This is a genomic window from Streptomyces sp. NPDC005574 (assembly GCF_040605435.1).
Classification (GTDB): Bacteria; Actinomycetota; Actinomycetes; order Streptomycetales; family Streptomycetaceae; genus Streptomyces.
In genome coordinates this window covers 87905-103495 of sequence record NZ_JBEXCW010000024.1, presented here as the reverse complement: position 1 = coordinate 103495, position 15591 = coordinate 87905, and the positions used below count along the sequence as shown (strand labels likewise).

Annotated in this window: 12 protein-coding genes; 6 read left to right on the top strand and 6 right to left on the bottom strand. The window is 72.6% G+C overall.

The features are described 5' to 3' along the window. Window positions 1–373: 373 nt before the first annotated feature. Window positions 374–772, bottom strand: coding sequence for a nitroreductase/quinone reductase family protein (locus ABZT03_RS18340; RefSeq protein ID WP_356040407.1), 399 nt, complete (start codon window positions 770–772; stop codon window positions 374–376). A 100-nt stretch (window positions 773–872) separates the two neighbouring features. On the opposite strand from ABZT03_RS18340, the gene ABZT03_RS18335 reads away from it, so the two are divergent. Then, a complete protein-coding gene (locus ABZT03_RS18335; RefSeq protein WP_356040404.1) occupies window positions 873–1709 on the top strand; it encodes an endonuclease/exonuclease/phosphatase family protein in 837 nt (278 codons plus the stop codon). Here ABZT03_RS18335 and ABZT03_RS18330 read toward each other — a convergent pair. Together ABZT03_RS18330 and ABZT03_RS18325 are read right to left on the bottom strand one after the other, a co-directional pair. Further along, window positions 1706–2473, bottom strand: a complete 768-nt coding sequence (locus ABZT03_RS18330) for a hypothetical protein (protein WP_356040401.1) — start codon at window positions 2471–2473, stop codon at window positions 1706–1708. The two genes, ABZT03_RS18335 and ABZT03_RS18330, sit on opposite strands and share 4 nt — an antisense overlap. Window positions 2474–2824: 351 nt before the next feature. Next, window positions 2825–4348, bottom strand: a complete 1524-nt coding sequence (locus ABZT03_RS18325; RefSeq protein ID WP_356040398.1) for a CehA/McbA family metallohydrolase — start codon at window positions 4346–4348, stop codon at window positions 2825–2827. A 203-nt stretch (window positions 4349–4551) separates the two neighbouring features. Here ABZT03_RS18325 and ABZT03_RS18320 point away from each other — a divergent pair, with 203 nt between their 5' ends. The 4 genes from ABZT03_RS18320 to ABZT03_RS18305 all read left to right on the top strand — a co-directional run bounded on the left by ABZT03_RS18320 (window position 4552) and on the right by ABZT03_RS18305 (window position 10014). Beyond that, window positions 4552–5436 carry an LLM class F420-dependent oxidoreductase gene (locus ABZT03_RS18320; protein WP_356040395.1) on the top strand — a complete coding sequence of 295 codons (885 nt, stop codon included), beginning with the start codon at window positions 4552–4554 and terminating at the stop codon, window positions 5434–5436. A gap of 69 nt (window positions 5437–5505) precedes the next feature. Beyond that, window positions 5506–8118 carry a bifunctional FO biosynthesis protein CofGH gene (locus ABZT03_RS18315; protein ID WP_356040392.1) on the top strand — a complete coding sequence of 871 codons (2613 nt, stop codon included), beginning with the start codon at window positions 5506–5508 and terminating at the stop codon, window positions 8116–8118. 72 nt (window positions 8119–8190) lie between these two features. Beyond that, complete coding sequence (locus tag ABZT03_RS18310; RefSeq protein WP_356040388.1) at window positions 8191–8751, top strand: hypothetical protein; 561 nt, start codon at window positions 8191–8193, stop codon at window positions 8749–8751. A 147-nt stretch (window positions 8752–8898) separates the two neighbouring features. Beyond that, window positions 8899–10014 (top strand): ADP-ribosylglycohydrolase family protein, encoded by a 1116-nt coding sequence (locus ABZT03_RS18305; protein WP_356040385.1) that lies wholly within the window; start codon window positions 8899–8901, stop codon window positions 10012–10014. Between the two features lie 102 nt (window positions 10015–10116). Here the strand turns inward: ABZT03_RS18305 and ABZT03_RS18300 are convergent, their stop codons facing one another. Continuing rightward, on the bottom strand, window positions 10117–11694 hold the full coding sequence (locus ABZT03_RS18300) for a sodium:solute symporter family protein (protein WP_356040383.1): 1578 nt from the start codon (window positions 11692–11694) through the stop codon (window positions 10117–10119). A 160-nt stretch (window positions 11695–11854) separates the two neighbouring features. Beyond that, window positions 11855–12640 carry an SDR family oxidoreductase gene (locus ABZT03_RS18295; protein ID WP_356040380.1) on the bottom strand — a complete coding sequence of 262 codons (786 nt, stop codon included), beginning with the start codon at window positions 12638–12640 and terminating at the stop codon, window positions 11855–11857. A gap of 80 nt (window positions 12641–12720) precedes the next feature. Between ABZT03_RS18295 and ABZT03_RS18290 the strand changes: the two genes are divergently transcribed. Continuing rightward, the gene (locus ABZT03_RS18290) at window positions 12721–13560 is read left to right on the top strand and encodes a hypothetical protein (RefSeq protein WP_356040377.1); all 840 of its coding nucleotides are present in this window, start codon (window positions 12721–12723) and stop codon (window positions 13558–13560) included. A gap of 25 nt (window positions 13561–13585) precedes the next feature. On the opposite strand, the gene ABZT03_RS18285 is transcribed toward ABZT03_RS18290, so the two are convergent. Then, on the bottom strand, window positions 13586–15427 hold the full coding sequence (locus tag ABZT03_RS18285; protein WP_356040375.1) for an MFS transporter: 1842 nt from the start codon (window positions 15425–15427) through the stop codon (window positions 13586–13588). Window positions 15428–15591: the final 164 nt, after the last annotated feature.

Sequence of the window (15591 nt, the reverse complement as noted above, 5' to 3'; positions counted from 1 at the left end):
GGGCTCGAGCGCCTTGACGTCGGCTCGCGGCACGCCCGGCGGCAGGGCGCCCGCGTGGGCCGGGCGCTGCCCTGTAGGGGCGCGGGGAACTGCGCGACCGGCGACGACGGCGCTGCGCCTTGCAGGGGCGCGGGGAACTGCGCGATCAGCCACGACGGTGGCGCGGGCGACGGTCGGCCCCTCGCGGCACGCCCAGCGGCAGGGCGCCCGCATGGGCCCGGCGCTGCCCTGAAGGGGCGCGGGGAACTGCGCGACCGGCGACGACGGCGCTGAGCCTTGAAGGGGCGCGGGGAACTGCGCGACCAGCCACGACGGTGGCGCGGACGACCGACGACCCATCGCGACCCTGCCGCCGGAGGCACACGCGAACCGCTCAGTCGAGATCCACCCGCACCGTGAGCAGCCCGACGCCAGCCGCCCGCACAGCCACACTGTTCATCCGCGGCAGGCTGCGCAGCCGTACAACCGCGTCGTCGTCCGGCAGGAGATGCGCCGTCCCGGTCAGCCACCGCCCCCGCAGCCGCACCCGGACCCGCGGGTCGACCTTGATGTTGCGGACGTACTGCGAGCGCTCCCCGAACTCGGAGACCAGCCAGAAGGAGTCCCCGATCCGCCGCCCGCCCACCGGGGTACGGCGGGGTTCCCCCGACACCCGACCGGTGGTCTCCAGCAGGGTCTGCGACGGGATCCGGCGCTGCAACGGGTTGGCGAACCTCCGCTGGATGGCGGAGACCGCCCGGTACTTGGACTCGGCGTCGCGGAAGACCTTCACTGACACTCCCCGTCCGTTGTCCCGTCCGCTGCCTCACGCAGGTGACGGTGGTCTTCAATGGTCCCAGTGTCGGGACGGTAGAGGGACGGGCGGGTCGGCGATGCGCATCGTGAGCTGGAATCTGTGGTGGCGGTTCGGGCCCTGGGCCGAGCGGCAGAAGGCCATTCTCGCCGTGCTGCGGGAGCTCGAACCGGACGTGGTCGGCCTCCAGGAGGTGTGGGCGGCCGGCGGCGAGAACCTGGCCGGGTGGCTCGCGGACGAACTCGGCCTGCACCGGGCCTGGGCCCCCTCCCACGCCTCGGAGCGGTGGCAGCGGCGGATCGGGGACCCGTCCGTCGAGGTCGGCAACGCGGTGCTCAGCCGCTGGCCGGTCATCGAGCAGGACGTGCTGCGCCTCCCCGCGCCGGCGGAGCTGGACGACGGCCGCCTCGCCCTCTACGCCCGCCTCGCCGCGCCCCATCACGAGGTCCCGTTCTTCACGACCCACCTCACCTCGGCCCCGTCGGCGTCGGCCGTACGCGTCCAACAGGTCACCGCGCTGGCGGAGTTCGTGGCGGCCCACCGCGGCGGCACCGCCTTCCCGCCGGTGGTCACCGGTGACTTCAACGCGTGGCCAGACTCCGACGAGATCCGCCGCTTCGGCGGCTACAGGACGGCACCGGCGGCCCCCGGCCAGCTCTTCCTCGACGCGTGGGAGTACGCCGATCCGGCGGCCCCGTCCGCGACCTGGGACCCGGCGAACCCGTACGTGGCCGACCACAGCCCCGCCGCCCGCATCGACTACGTCCACGTGGGCCCGCCCGGCCCCGGCGGCCTCGGCCACGTCCGCGCCGTCCGCCGCGCGGGCGCGGGTGCGGTGGACGGCGTATGGCCCTCGGACCACGCGGCGGTGGTCGCGGACCTGGCGGCGGAGGAGACGGACCGACCCCGCGACTAGCGCACCACGACCCGGTCGCCCTGCGAGGTCGCCCCCGTGGCGACGGTGTTGGCGGTGAACCGCCAGCGCCAGGTGCCGGTGGTGGTCGCGGTGACCTTGGTACGCAGCTTGCCGGCGCTGTCGGTGGTGACCGTCCTGACGGCCTTGAAGGTGTCGGTGCCGGACTTGCGGAACTGGAGGGTCACGGACTTGCCCGCGTAGTCGTCCCAGGCGTTGGTGTCCCAGTTGGACCGCCGGAGCCAGCCCGTGACGGTGAGCTGGTCGCCCTTGTCGACCGGCTCGGGCGTGGCGTCGGCGCCCACCAGCGTGGCGTGCCGCTTGACGCTGAACGGCGCGCCCGGCGACAGGTGGTGGGAGTCGCCGTCGGCGGCCACGGCCTTGGCCTTGAAGTGCCAGACGCCCGCCGCGCTGTTGCGCAGGTCCTGCGCGTCCGTGCCGTCCGGCGAGAGCGGGAAGCTGTAGACGCACCGCACGGTGGTCGCGTTCTGCGGGGTGCACTCGTTGCGGGTGGGACGGATGACCAGCCCGTCGGGGCCGACCACCTTGGGGCCGATGACACTGACGATCCCCGAGTCGTCCGAGGCGGTCAGCGTGACGCCGACCCCGGCCCCGAGCGTGGCGCCGACGCCGATGACGGGCTTGCTGACACTGATGGACGTGATGCGGGCGTCTCCCACGGTCGTGTCCGCATGGGCGACGGGTACCACGGCGGCGAGGACGACGAGGGGAGCGACGCTGAGGATCGCGGCGTAGCGCTTGCGCATGGTTCTCCCAGCACGAGGGGCCGGATCACGGTCCGGATGTGGGGGAGACCCGCGAGGACCTGACCGAGTTGTACGAACGCCCGACCCGGACCGAAACACCTCGTTCCGAGCGGCTGGGACGCCGCGTGGGTGAGCTACTTCTTCTTCACGTGACGGGGTCGGTGGTGAGAGCGGCGTGAGAACGTCCGCCGAGGAAACCAGGGCCTCGAAGTCGATTTCGAGATCACGGACGTAGGCGATCCCGAGCAGCCGCTCGACGACGCGCAGGGCCTCCGAGAGATCGGCCGTCCGCAGAACGGGCTGCGCATACGAGTCGGACATGGCCGGTCAGTCTGCACCGCCCAACTCCCGCTAGCGACCGAGAAATACCGGGTTCGTGAACGCCGCCAGCGCCCCGGGCACCGGCCCCGTCGCCACCTCGTGGCGCAACTCCGCCCGGACGTACGCCGCGTAGGCCGCAGTCGTTCGCCACTCCGCCGTTCCCGCGCCCGACACCGGAAGCGGGGGGCTCGTGAACAGCGCGCCCTGGTCCGTCACGAAGCGGATCGTGCAGCGGGGGGCGCCGGCGACCTCCGCCCGCACCGTCACCGGGGCGTCCGGGGGCACCTCCAACCGGTCGCCGATGCCCGCCTGTTCGCCCCGGCCGCCGGTCGCGGTCAGGGAGAGCGAGATGCGGGCGGACTCCGCCACGTACGACCGGCCCGCCCGGATGCCGTCCAGGATCGCCTCCCGGGTCAGGTCGTCGGCCAGGACGACCGTCTGGGGGAGTCCGACCGCGTCCGGGTCGCGGTGGGCGTCGCTGTTGCCCATCGCCGGGATCCAGTCCCGGCCGCCGCCGCGCACGGACGCGACCAGCATGCCGTCCCAGTCCGCGAGGGCGACCTCGTCGTCCGGGGTGTAGGGGCCGTTCCACACCTCGACCGCGTCCGCCTCCGCGAAGCCGAACTTCCAGTTGCAGCCGACGCAGGTGGCGTGCGGGTGGGCGGGGACGACCAGGCCGCCGGCGCGGCGGATGAGGCGGGCGAAGCGGCCGAAGCGGTTGTCGCGGGCCCGGTAGCGCCAGTCCACGAACGTCCCCGGGTCCGTGCCCAGCGCCAGCACGTGGCCGTTGCGCGTGGTGACCTCCTCGCCCAGCATGACCAGGAGGTCGTCGCCGGCCACGTCCGCCCAGTGCGCGTGCCCCGCGTTCGTGTTGTGCTCCGAGGTGTTGACGAAGTCGAGGCCCGCCGCCCGCGCGAGGGCCGCGATCTCGGCCGGGGTGCGGCGGCCGTCGGAGTGCCAGGAGTGCAGGTGGCAGTCACCCCGGTACCAGGCCCGGCCCCGCCCCCTGGCACGGGCGGGCGGATACACGGGCTCGACGGCGGCGCCCGGTTCGCCGTAGGTCAGCGTGATGGTGATCTCGTACGACAGGCCCTGCGGGGCGACCGTGTACGGGCCCAGCGCGATGTGCCAGGTGCCCGGCCGCACCGGGCCGGGGAGGTATCCGGGAGTCGCGTCGTCCGCGCGGACGAAGAACCCGGTGCGGGCCCCGCCAGACCAGCCGCGGAAACCCCGGCCGCCCAGCTCGGTGCCGCGCTCGTCGAAGACGCCGATGTCGAGTGCGTTGCCCGCGGTCCCGGCCGGGACGGACGGCCGGTCGTAGGTGTACGCGACCCTGATCTCCCGTACGCCGGAGGGGACTTCGACGGGGACGTACACGAAGTCCGGGGAGCCGGTGGGCAGGGTGCCGCGCACCGTGCTGGTCTCCTGGCCGCCGGCGCGGCCGGCCGCTGACGCGAAGCTCACGCTTCCCAACGTAAGCGCGGCGGCGGCGCCCGTCACGAACAACGCGCGCCGGCCCGGGCCCGCCGTCCCGCCGTGGTGGTCCTCGCACATGCTGCTGCTCCCCAGGTGTCGTGGGTGACTGACAGGGCACGGGTTGTGCGGTGGTGACCGGACGCCACTCTGGCCGCCGGTCGTGAACCGCCGTGCACGGCAAGGGGAGCGGCGGATGGCGGAAGGGGGCCGGTCCCGCGGTGTGAATACGATGCCGACCAGTCGGTATGGACAGATGCGGCGCGCCCCGGTACAGATGGGTCATGCGTATCTCCGTGACGATCTTCCTCACCGACGAGACGATCACCCCCACCCGGCTCGCGCGTGAGCTGGAGCAGCGGGGCTTCGCCGGGCTCTACCTGCCCGAGCACACCCACATCCCGGTCGAGCGGACCAGCCCGTACCCGGCGGGCGGCGAGCTGCCGCCCGAGTACGGCCGTACCCTCGACCCCTTCGTCGCGCTCGGCCAGGCGGCCGCCGTCACCGAGGACCTCGGCCTCGGCACCGGCATCACGCTCGTCGCCCAGCACGACCCGATCGACCTCGCCAAGCAGATCGCGACCCTGGACCACCTCTCCGGCGGGCGCTTCACCCTCGGCCTCGGCTTCGGCTGGAACGTGGAGGAGGCCGACGACCACGGCGTGGAGTGGCGCACGCGGCGCGAGCTGGTGCGGGACCGGATGGGTCTGATGCGGGCCCTGTGGAGCGACGAACCCACTCCCTACGAGGGCGAGTTCGGGAGCGTGCGGGCCAGCACCGCCTACCCCAAGCCCGTCCGGAAGCCACGCGGTCCCGTCCTCGGTCCGCGCACGCTCGTCGGCGGGGCGGCCGGTCCGAAGCTGTTCTCGCACATCTGCGAGTACGCCGACGGGTGGCTGCCGATCGGCGGGCGCGGCCTGTCCGAGTCGCTGCCCGTGCTGCGCGCCGCCTGGGCCGACGCCGGCCGCGACCCGGCCGGCCTCCAGATCGTCCCGTACGCCGTCCAGCCGAGCCCCGGCAAGCTCGCCCACTACGCCGAACTCGGCATCGAGGAGACCGTCGTCCAGCTGCCGCCGGCGGGGGAGGCGGAGGTGCTCGGCCTGCTGGACGCGTACGCGCCCTTCATCGGCGAAGGCGGCGGAGGCGACCGTTCCGCGCGCGCTGTGTGACGAACCGCCGGCGGGGACAAAAGGGGCGGCTCCTGTCTGCCCTGATCACCTCGCTCGTATGCTCGAAGGATGACGACCTCCGCGACCACCGGAACCGGCCCCACCGACCGCCCCGGCGGCACCGGTCCCACCGAGAACTCCATGCGTCGCGCCCTGAAACGGGCCCGGGACGGCGTCGCCCTCGACGTCGCCGAGGCGGCGGTGCTGCTCCAGGCGCGCGGCGAGGCCCTCGAGGACCTCGCCGCGTCGGCCGCCCGGGTGCGGGACGCCGGCCTGGAGGCGGCCGGCCGCCCCGGGGTCATCACGTACTCCAAGAGCGTCTTCATCCCGCTCACCCGGCTGTGCCGGGACAAGTGCCACTACTGCACCTTCGTGACCGTCCCCGGCAAGCTGCGCCGGGCCGGCCACGGCATGTTCATGTCCCCGGACGAGGTGCTCGACGTGGCCCGCCGCGGCGCCGCCCTCGGCTGCAAGGAAGCGCTGATCACCCTCGGCGACAAGCCCGAGGACCGCTGGCCCGAGGCGCGCGAGTGGCTCGACGCGCACGGCTACGACGACACGATCGCCTACGTCCGGGCCATCTCCGTCCGGATCCTGGAGGAGACGGGCCTGCTGCCCCACCTCAACCCGGGTGTCATGTCGTGGACCGACTTCCAGCGGCTCAAGCCGGTCGCCCCCTCCATGGGCATGATGCTGGAGACGACCGCCACCCGGCTGTGGTCCGAGCCCGGCGGCCCGCACCACGGCTCCCCGGACAAGGAGCCGGCCGTACGCCTGCGGGTCCTGGAGGACGCCGGCCGCTCCTCCGTGCCGTTCACCTCCGGCGTCCTGATCGGGATCGGCGAGACGTACGAGGAGCGCGCCGAGTCCCTGTTCGCGCTGCGGAAGGTCGCGCGGGCCTACCACGGCGTCCAGGAACTGATCATCCAGAACTTCCGCGCCAAGCCGGACACCGCCATGCGCGGCATGCCGGACGCCGAACTCGACGAGCTCGTCGCGACGGTCGCGGTGGCCCGGCACATCATGGGCCCCGGCGGCTGCCTCCAGGCCCCGCCGAACCTGGTCGACGCCGAGTACGAGCGGCTCATCCACGCCGGCATCGACGACTGGGGCGGGGTCTCCCCCCTCACCATCGACCACGTCAACCCCGAACGCCCCTGGCCGCAGATCGAGGAGCTCGCCGAGAAGTCCGCGGCGGCCGGGTTCGAACTGCGTGAACGGCTGTGCGTGTACCCCGAGTTCGTCACCCGGGGCGAGCCCTGGCTCGACCCGCGGCTGCTGCCGCACGTCCGGGCGCTCGCCGACCCGGAGACCGGCCTCGCCCGGCCGGACGCGGTCGTCGAGGGCCACCCGTGGCAGGAGCCGGAGGAGGCGTTCACCTCGTCCGGCCGGACGGACCTGCACGCGTCGATCGACACCGAGGGCCGTACGTCCGACCGCCGCGACGACTTCGACGAGGTCTACGGCGACTGGGCAGCCCTGCGCGAGGCGGCCGCGCCAGGCATGGTGCCCGAGCGCATCGACACCGACGTACGGGACGCGCTGCGCACCGCGGCCGACGACCCGACCCGGCTCACCGACGCCGAGGCCCTCGCCCTGCTGCACGCCGACGGCCCGGCGCTGGACGCGCTCACGCGGATCGCCGACGACGTGCGGAAGTCGGTGGTGGGCGACGACGTCACCTACATCGTCACGCGGAACATCAACTTCACCAACGTCTGCTACACCGGCTGCCGCTTCTGCGCGTTCGCCCAGCGCCGCACCGACGCCGACGCGTACACGCTGTCCCTCGACCAGGTCGCCGACCGGGCCGAGCAGGCGTGGGAGGTCGGCGCGGTCGAGGTGTGCATGCAGGGCGGCATCCACCCCGACCTGCCGGGCACCGCCTACTTCGACATCGCGAAGGCGGTCAAGGAGCGGGTGCCGGGCATGCACGTGCACGCCTTCTCGCCGATGGAGGTCGTCAACGGCGCGACCCGCACCGGCCTGTCGATCCGCGAGTGGCTGACCGCGGCGAAGGAGGCCGGCCTCGACTCCATCCCCGGCACGGCGGCGGAGATCCTCGACGACGAGGTCCGCTGGGTCCTCACCAAGGGCAAGCTGCCCACGGCGACCTGGATCGAGGTCGTCACGACCGCGCACGAGCTGGGCATCCGCTCCTCGTCCACGATGATGTACGGGCATGTGGACCAGCCCCGCCACTGGCTCGGCCACCTGCGCACGCTCGCCGGCATCCAGCAGCGGACCGGCGGCTTCACGGAGTTCGTCACGCTGCCCTTCATCCACACGAACGCGCCGGTGTATCTCGCGGGGATCGCCCGCCCGGGCCCGACGGTCCGCGACAACCGGGCGGTCACCGCGATGGCCCGGCTGCTGCTGCACCCGTACATCCCCAACATCCAGACCAGCTGGGTCAAGCTCGGCACCGAGGGCGCCGCGGAGATGCTGCGCTCGGGCGCCAACGACCTGGGCGGCACGCTGATGGAGGAGACGATCTCGCGGATGGCGGGTTCGTCGTACGGCTCGTACAAGTCGGTGAAGGACCTGATCGCGGTGGCGGAGGCGGCCGGCCGCCCGTCCCGGCCGCGCACCACGCTGTACGGCACGGTGCCGGAGGAACGGCAGCGGGCGGCGGCGGCGTCGGACGGTCACCTGCCCGAGCTGTTGCCGGTGCTGGACTGACCGGCGGCACCGTCACAGTACGATGATCGGACCCCTGTGTGGAGGGGTCCGTAACTGAGGAGATGCGTGCCCGTGTCTGCCCGACTTCCCTCGTGGGCCTGGGTGTCCGGCCTGACGGTGGGAGCGATAGCGGCCGTCGTCGTCCTGGCAACGCAGGCGGACCGGGGCGCACACCCCGTCGCCACCGCCGCTCGCCCCAGCGCCTCGGCGTCCACGGGCGCGCATCCCAAGCCCACCAGGCCCGCCGCCCCGCCCGCCGTACCCGCGGACTCCGGCACCGGGCGCCGCGTCGTCTACTCCCTCGGCCAGAAGCGGCTGTGGCTCGTCGACGCGAGCGACACCGCCCGCCGTACCTTCACGGTCTGGCCCGGCACGGTCAGCCCGGACCCCGGCAAGTACACGGTCTCGCTGCGCCGGGACGCCACCACGGGCTCCGACGGCGTGCGGATCGAGCACGTCGTCTACTTCGGCGCCAAGTCCGGCGTGAACTTCGCCTTCTCCAACGCCCTCGACGGCTCCTCGCCCCCACCGGCCGCCGACGTCCGGACCGGCGGCATCCGCATGCGCAAGGCGGACGGCGCGGCCCTGTGGACCTTCGGCTCGACGACCACGAGGGTGACGGTCGTCGCGTAGGGCCGACTCCGGGAAACCCCGGTGCCTGACCGTTCCTGATCGGTCGGGTGCTGTCGCATACCGTTCCTCTCCCGGAACCGACCGTCCTCGTTCGATTACAGTGCTGAACTGTCGGGCGCGCTCGGTCGGTGGCACGGGGAGGTCTTGGTGGGTGCGACAGCCGGGCCCGTCTGGGGGCGTGCCGAACAGCAGGACTTCCGCAGCCGGGTGCGCGGGACGCTGCTCGGGGCGGCCGTCGGGGACGCGCTGGGCGCCCCGGTCGACGGGCTGGACCTCGACGCCATCCAGGAGGCGCACGGCGCCGAGGGTGTCGTCGACCTGGCCCCCGCCCACGGGCGGCGCGGCGCCGTCACACACCTCACCCAGCTCACCCTGTTCACCGTGGACGGCCTCATCCGCGCCCAGGTCCGCCGGGACACCGGCGCCTGGCACCCGCCGACCGATCTGCACCGGGCGTATCTGCGCTGGGCCGCGACCCAGCGCGACTGGGGCCCCGATGAGCGCCGCAAGGAGGACGGCTGGCTGGCCCGCGAGGAGTGGCTGTACGCCCGCCGCGACCCCACCCGGCCGCTGCTGCTCGGGCTCGGGGACGACAGGATGGGCACCCTCGACGCGCCCAAGAACCCCGCCGCCGACGGGCCCGAGGCGGTCGCCCGGTCCGCGCCCTTCGGGCTCCTCGTCGGCTGGGAGCCGCAGCTCGTCGTCCAGCTCGCCGTGGAGTGCGCCGCGCAGACCCACGGGCACCCCACCGCCTACCTGTCGGCGGGCGCGTACGCCGTGATCGTGCATGCCCTGGCCTGCGGTGACGACCTCGACACGGCGGTGCAGCGGGCGCTCGCCCTGCTCGCCGCGCGGGACGGGAGTCCGCCGGTGTCGGACGCCCTCCAGCACGCGCTGGGCGCGGTACGCCAGGGGATGCCCGCGCCGGCCCGGGTCGGGGAACTCCTCGCGGGCGGTACGGCGCCGCGGCTGCTGGCAGCCGCCGTGTACTGCGCGCTGGTGAGCGAGGACGTACGGCACGGGCTGCGGCTCGCGGTGAACCACGACGGGCCGTCCGCCGCCGCGGGCGCCCTGACCGGCGGCCTCCTCGGCGCCCTCTACGGCGAGACGGCCCTCCCGCCGGCCTGGCTGGCCGAGCTGGAGGGCCGTCCCACCCTGCTGGAGCTGGCCGACGACTTCGCGATGGAGATGACCCAGGGCCCCGCCCTGCACGGCCCGGCGGGATCGTCCCCCGGCTGGCTGACGCGCTACCCGAGGGGCTGAGGAGCGGGAGGGGCCCGATGCCGTCCGGCCGGCCGGAGCCGCGGACCCTCCCCGACGGTGGGGTCCGCGGCTCCTCGCCGGTGGCCGGCCCGTGGGCCGGGCTCAGTCCTTGACCGGGGCCCGCACCACCGCGTCCTCCACGTCGCCCGCCGGAGCGGGGACAGCCGCCGCGGCCGTACCGTCCCCGTCCGTGTTGATCCGCTCGATGACCGCGAGGCGTTCGGGACTGTCCTCCGGCTTCACGAAGCCGATGGCGATGTACAGGATCAGGGACACCGCCAGCGGAATGGACACCTGGTACTGGAGCGGGACGCCGCCGTCGACGTTCCAGTTGATCGGGTAGTTCACCAGCCAGAAGGCGAGCAGGCCCAGCGCCCAGCTGGTGAGCGCCGCCGTGGGACCGGAGCGGCGGAACGGCCGCAGCAGGCCCAGCATCATCGGGATCGCGATCGGGCCCATCAGACCCGCGACCCACTTGATCACGACCGTGATGATGTCCTTGAAGGTGGGCGAGTTGACCTGGGTGGCCACCGCCATGGACAGACCGAGGAAGACGACCGTCGTGACGCGGGCCGCGACCAGCCCGCTCCGCGGGTTCCACGCCCGCGCCCGCTGCGACAGCACCGGCGCCACGTCCCGGGTGAAGACGGCGGCGATCGCGTTCGCGTCCGAGGAGCACATGGCCATCGTGTGCGAGAAGAACCCCACGATCACCAGGCCCAACAGCCCGTGTGGCAGCAGCTGTTCGGTCATCAGGCCGTAGGAGTCGGAGCCGTCCGGCTTCTGTGCGTGCACCAGGAGCGGGGACATCCACATCGGGAAGAACAGGACCACCGGCCACACCAGCCACAGGATCGCCGACAGCCGTGCCGACCGCTCGGCCTCCCGCGGACTGCCCGTGGCCATGTAGCGCTGGGCCTGGTTGAGCATGCCGCCGTTGTACTCGAAGAGCTTGATGAAGAGGAACGCGAGCAGGAACACCGTGCCGTACGGGCCGACCAGGGGCTTGCCGTGGCCGTGCAGCGCCGGCTCGTCCCAGGCGCCGAGGAACCCGATGCCCTTGTCGTTCAGCTTCAGCACCACCGCGACGAACATCGCGACGCCGGCCAGCAACTGGATGCAGAACTGGCCCAGTTCGGTCAGTGCGTCCGCCCACAGGCCGCCGATCGTGCAGTAGACCGCGGTGATCGCACCGGTGATGAGGATGCCCTGGTTGAGGGACAGCCCGGTGAAGACGGACAGCAGGGTCGCGATCGCGGCCCACTTCGCGCCGACGTCCACGATCTTCAGCAGCATGCCGGACCAGGCCAGCGCCTGCTGGGTCTTGAGGTCGTACCGGTTCTTCAGGTACTCCAGCGGGGACGCCACACGCAGCTTCGACCGCAGCCGGTTGATGCGCGGAGCGAACAGCTTCGACCCGATGGCGATGCCCAGCGCGATGGGGAACGACCAGGTGATGAAGGACGTGACACCGTAGGTGTAGGCGATGCCCGCGTACCCGGTGAACATCACCGCGCTGTAGCCCGACATGTGGTGCGAGATGCCGGACAGCCACCACGGCATCTTGCCTCCGGCCGTGAAGAAGTCGCTCACGTCGTCCACGCGCTTGTGCGACCAGACGCCGATCGCGACCATCACGCCGAAGTAGCCGATGAGGACGGCCCAGTCGAGACTGTTCATGTGCCCCCTTCCAGGGTTCGCCGCCAGGGTCAGGCATGTGAACTCTGGGTTCGGTGGCATGGGCAGGGCAAGGAAGAGGTGAGTAAAGGGAACGTAAAATAGTTCGGTGCAGTGACCCTCGTCCATGTACGTGAACTTCGGGTTGGCCGGAAAACAGGGGTCAGCGCATCAGCTCCCCCGCGTTGACCAGCAACGACTGCCCTGTGATCGCCCGCGCCCGGTCCGAGGCGAGGAAGACCGCGGCGTCCGCCACGTCCCCGTCCGTCGCGAGGTCGGGCAGCGCCATCCGCTCGGTCAGCCGCGCCAGCACCTCCGCCTCCGGCACGCCCTCGGTGTGCGCGGTGAACTGGACGTACGCCTGCACCGGCGGACCCCACATCCAGCCCGGCAGCACGGAGTTGACCCGGACGCGGTACGGCCCGAGCTCCCGCGCCAGCGAGTACATCGCGCTGGTCAGCGCCCCCTTCGAAGCCGCGTACGCGGCCTGCCGCACCTGCGAGGGGGCCGCCACCGCGGACTGCGTCCCGATGAACACCACCGAGCCGCCGCACGACTTCAGCGCCGGCAGACAGGCCCGGGTCATCCGCAGCGTGCCCAGCAGGTTCACGTCGATCACCGACAGCCAGGTCGCGAAGTCCGCGTCCTCGACCCCGCCGAAGTACGAGTCCCAGGCCGCCACATGCACCACGGCGTCGATCCGCCCGAACCGCTCCCGGGCCAGCGCCGCCAGCGCCTCGCACTGTCCCTCGTCGGTGATGTCGGTCGCCAGGCAGGCGGTGTGGGCCCCGTCCGGATCGATCTCGGCCGCGCTCTTCACGAGGTTCGCCCCGGTCCGCGCCCCCAGTACGGCGTTCCCGCCGTCCCGTACGACGGCCGCCGCGACCTGGTGGCCGAGTCCGGCACCCACTCCCGACACGACGACGGTCCTGCCCGCGAGCAGTGACATCGCTACCTCCCGGCTCTGGCGCTGCATCTGACGGTCCGTCAGAGTAGGAGCCTCCGCAGCAGGACGGAAGGGGAGCGCCCATGTCGGATGACACCCGCAGCGACGTCTACGCCGAGCTGGCCGCGGTGGGCCCGTACGGAGTCCGCCCCGGCCACGCGCTGATCACGATGGTCGAGCCGCACCCGGGCCACGAACACGCCTACAACCGCTGGTACGAGGACGACCACTACTACGCCGGCGCGATGGCCATGCCCTGGATGTACGCGGGCCGCCGCTGGGTGGCGACCCGGGACCTCCAACTCCTGCGCAGGCCCGAGAAGTCGGCGGTCGCCCAGCCGGTCACCGCCGGCTGCTACCTCTCCACGTACTGGATCACCGACGGCCGCTACGACGACCACATGAAGTGGACCGTCGGCATCAACAAGCGCCTCAACCGCGACGGCCGCGTCCACCAGGACCGCACCCACGTCTTCACCGCGTTCCAGGACCACGAGGCGACCGTCTACCGCGACGGCGCGGCCGGCCCCCGCGACTTCCACGCCCTCGACCACCCCTACGCCGGACTCGTCCTGGAGGTCATCGACAGCGAGTCGCCCGAACAGCGGGACGAACTCCTCCAGTGGCTGCGGGACCGGCACCTGCCCGGGCGGGTGGCGGGCAGCCCGGCCGCCCTGGTGACCGTCTTCCGGCCCACCCCGCTGCCCGGCGACCGCATGACGTACGTCAAGCAGGTCGAGGGCGTCGACACCCGGCTCACGCTGCTGTGGTTCCTGGAGACCGACCCGCGGGAGTGCTGGGAGGAGTGCTTCACCGGACTCGAGGACGCGGTCACCCGTTCGGGGCTCGGCCGGACGGAACTGCTGGCGCCCTTCGTCCCCACGATCCCGGGCACCGACACCTACGTGGACCGGCTGCGCTGACGCGGGGCCCGGCCGGCCCCGCCCCTCACTTCAGCTCGTCCGGGCAGGGCGTGCCCCTGGGCAGCGTGTACGGGGCCGCCAGCCGGTAGACCCCCGCCTTCGGCGCGATCAGCATGGTCCACCTGTCGCCCTCGGCGTCCTCCTCCGTCTCCATCAGACAGCCGTTGACGTTGTCGTACGTCTTCGGCGTGCCCTCGGACCGGTCCTTGGACGCCTCGGTCTCCTGCGGCGGCTTCAGCTTGTTGCCGTCCCCGTCGACGATGCTCAGCCACGGCGAGTACGGGATACGGATCAGCACCCGGCCCGCCTTGCGCACCTCCATCGTCATCTCGCCCTGCTCGGCGCGGTCCACGACGGCGTTCGGCTCGGCGAGCGGCGCCGGATCGGTCACCTGGAACAGCTGCCAGTTCGCGTCGCCCCAGATCTGGTTCAGATACGGCATGCCGCGCTGCACCAGGGCCCGCTCCCGCTCGCCGCCGTCCCCGTCGGGCTCGTCCTTCGGCACGACCACGAAGTGCACGGCCCACCGCTGGAGCCACTCGTGGTAGTTCGCCGAGTTGAGCGTGTCGTCGTAGAAGAGCGGGTTGCGCTCCATGTCGGCCTGACGGTTCCAGCCCCGGGCCAGGTTCACGTACGGCGCGAGCGCGGACGCCTCGCGGTGGGAGCGGGCGGGGACGACCTCCACCCGGCCCTTCTCGGCGCCGGCCTTCTGCAGCTCGTGGACGAGCGGGGCCAGCTCACGCGCCCAGGACGCCGCCGGCGTGGTGTGCATGATGTCGTCGACCGACTTGAAGCCGATCCAGCCCGCGAAGCCCACGAGGGCCACCACGACGGTGTACCACTTGCGTGTACGCGGCACCGTGAAGGGCAGCGCCGCCACCAGGGCCACCCCGGCGAACAGCATCGCGAGCCGCGAGATGTTCGACCCGATCTGCGAGCTGACCAGCCACACCATGACGATCGAGAAGGCGTACACCCCGGCCGTCAGCCGGACCGTCCGCCACTCCCGGGGAACCAGGAACAGCACCAGGAGCGCGTACGACAGCGGCAGGATCACCGAGAAGATCGTCATCGGCTGGGTGCCGGAGAAGGGGAACGCCCAGGCCGACACCGCCACCACGACCGCCGGGGCGATGCCCAGCGCCCAGGCGCCCGGACGCCGCTTCTGGAGGAACAGCGCCACCGCGACCAGCCCCACGAACAGGCCCGCGACCGGCGACGACATCGTGGCCAGCGCCGCCAGCGGGGCCGCGCACAGCGCCTTCGCCCAGCGTTTGTAGCGCCAGCGGTAGGGCCAGCAGAACACCACGGCGACCGCGCCCAGCGCGAACACCGTGCCCAGGCCGAACGTCACCCGCCCCGAGGCGGCGTTGCACAGGAACGCGACCAGGCCCGCGAGGGAGGCCCACAGCGGATTGCGCACCGAGCGGCTGCGCAGCAGCACCATCGTCAGCAGCCCCGCCGAGAGCGTCCCCGCGATCATCATCGTGGTGCGCACGCCGAGCACCGACATCAGATACGGCGACACCACGCTGTACGACACCGGGTGCATGCCGCCGTACCAGGCGAGGTTGTACGCCGAGTCCGGGTGCCGGCCGACGAACTCGGCCCACGCGTCCTGCGCCGCCAGGTCACCGCCACTGTTGGCGAATGTGAAGAACCAGGCGATGTGCAGCACGCCGGACAGCGCGGTCATGGAGAGGACGGGGTGCCGCAGCATCCGCTCGCGCACCGCGAGCACGAAGCCCCACGCGGCGGATCCCGTCTGCTCGCGGCTCTCCGGTTCGGACGCGGGCAGGCGTATTCGTGAGCCGGCCCCCGATCCCGGATCGGCGTCGTCGGCCCGTGTCGGCTCCGCAGTGGCCACCTGAAGGCACTCCCCGTGGTGTCCGTGTTCTGTTCGCGGCCGCGTCCCGTTCCCCGCGCGTTGCCGGCCTCGTCCTGGTCGGTGCGGCGGCCGCGTCCCGTGAACGGCGGCCTGCCCCGTTTCGCGACGCTAGCACGCACCCCGCCGGGCCGAACCCCGGGAGG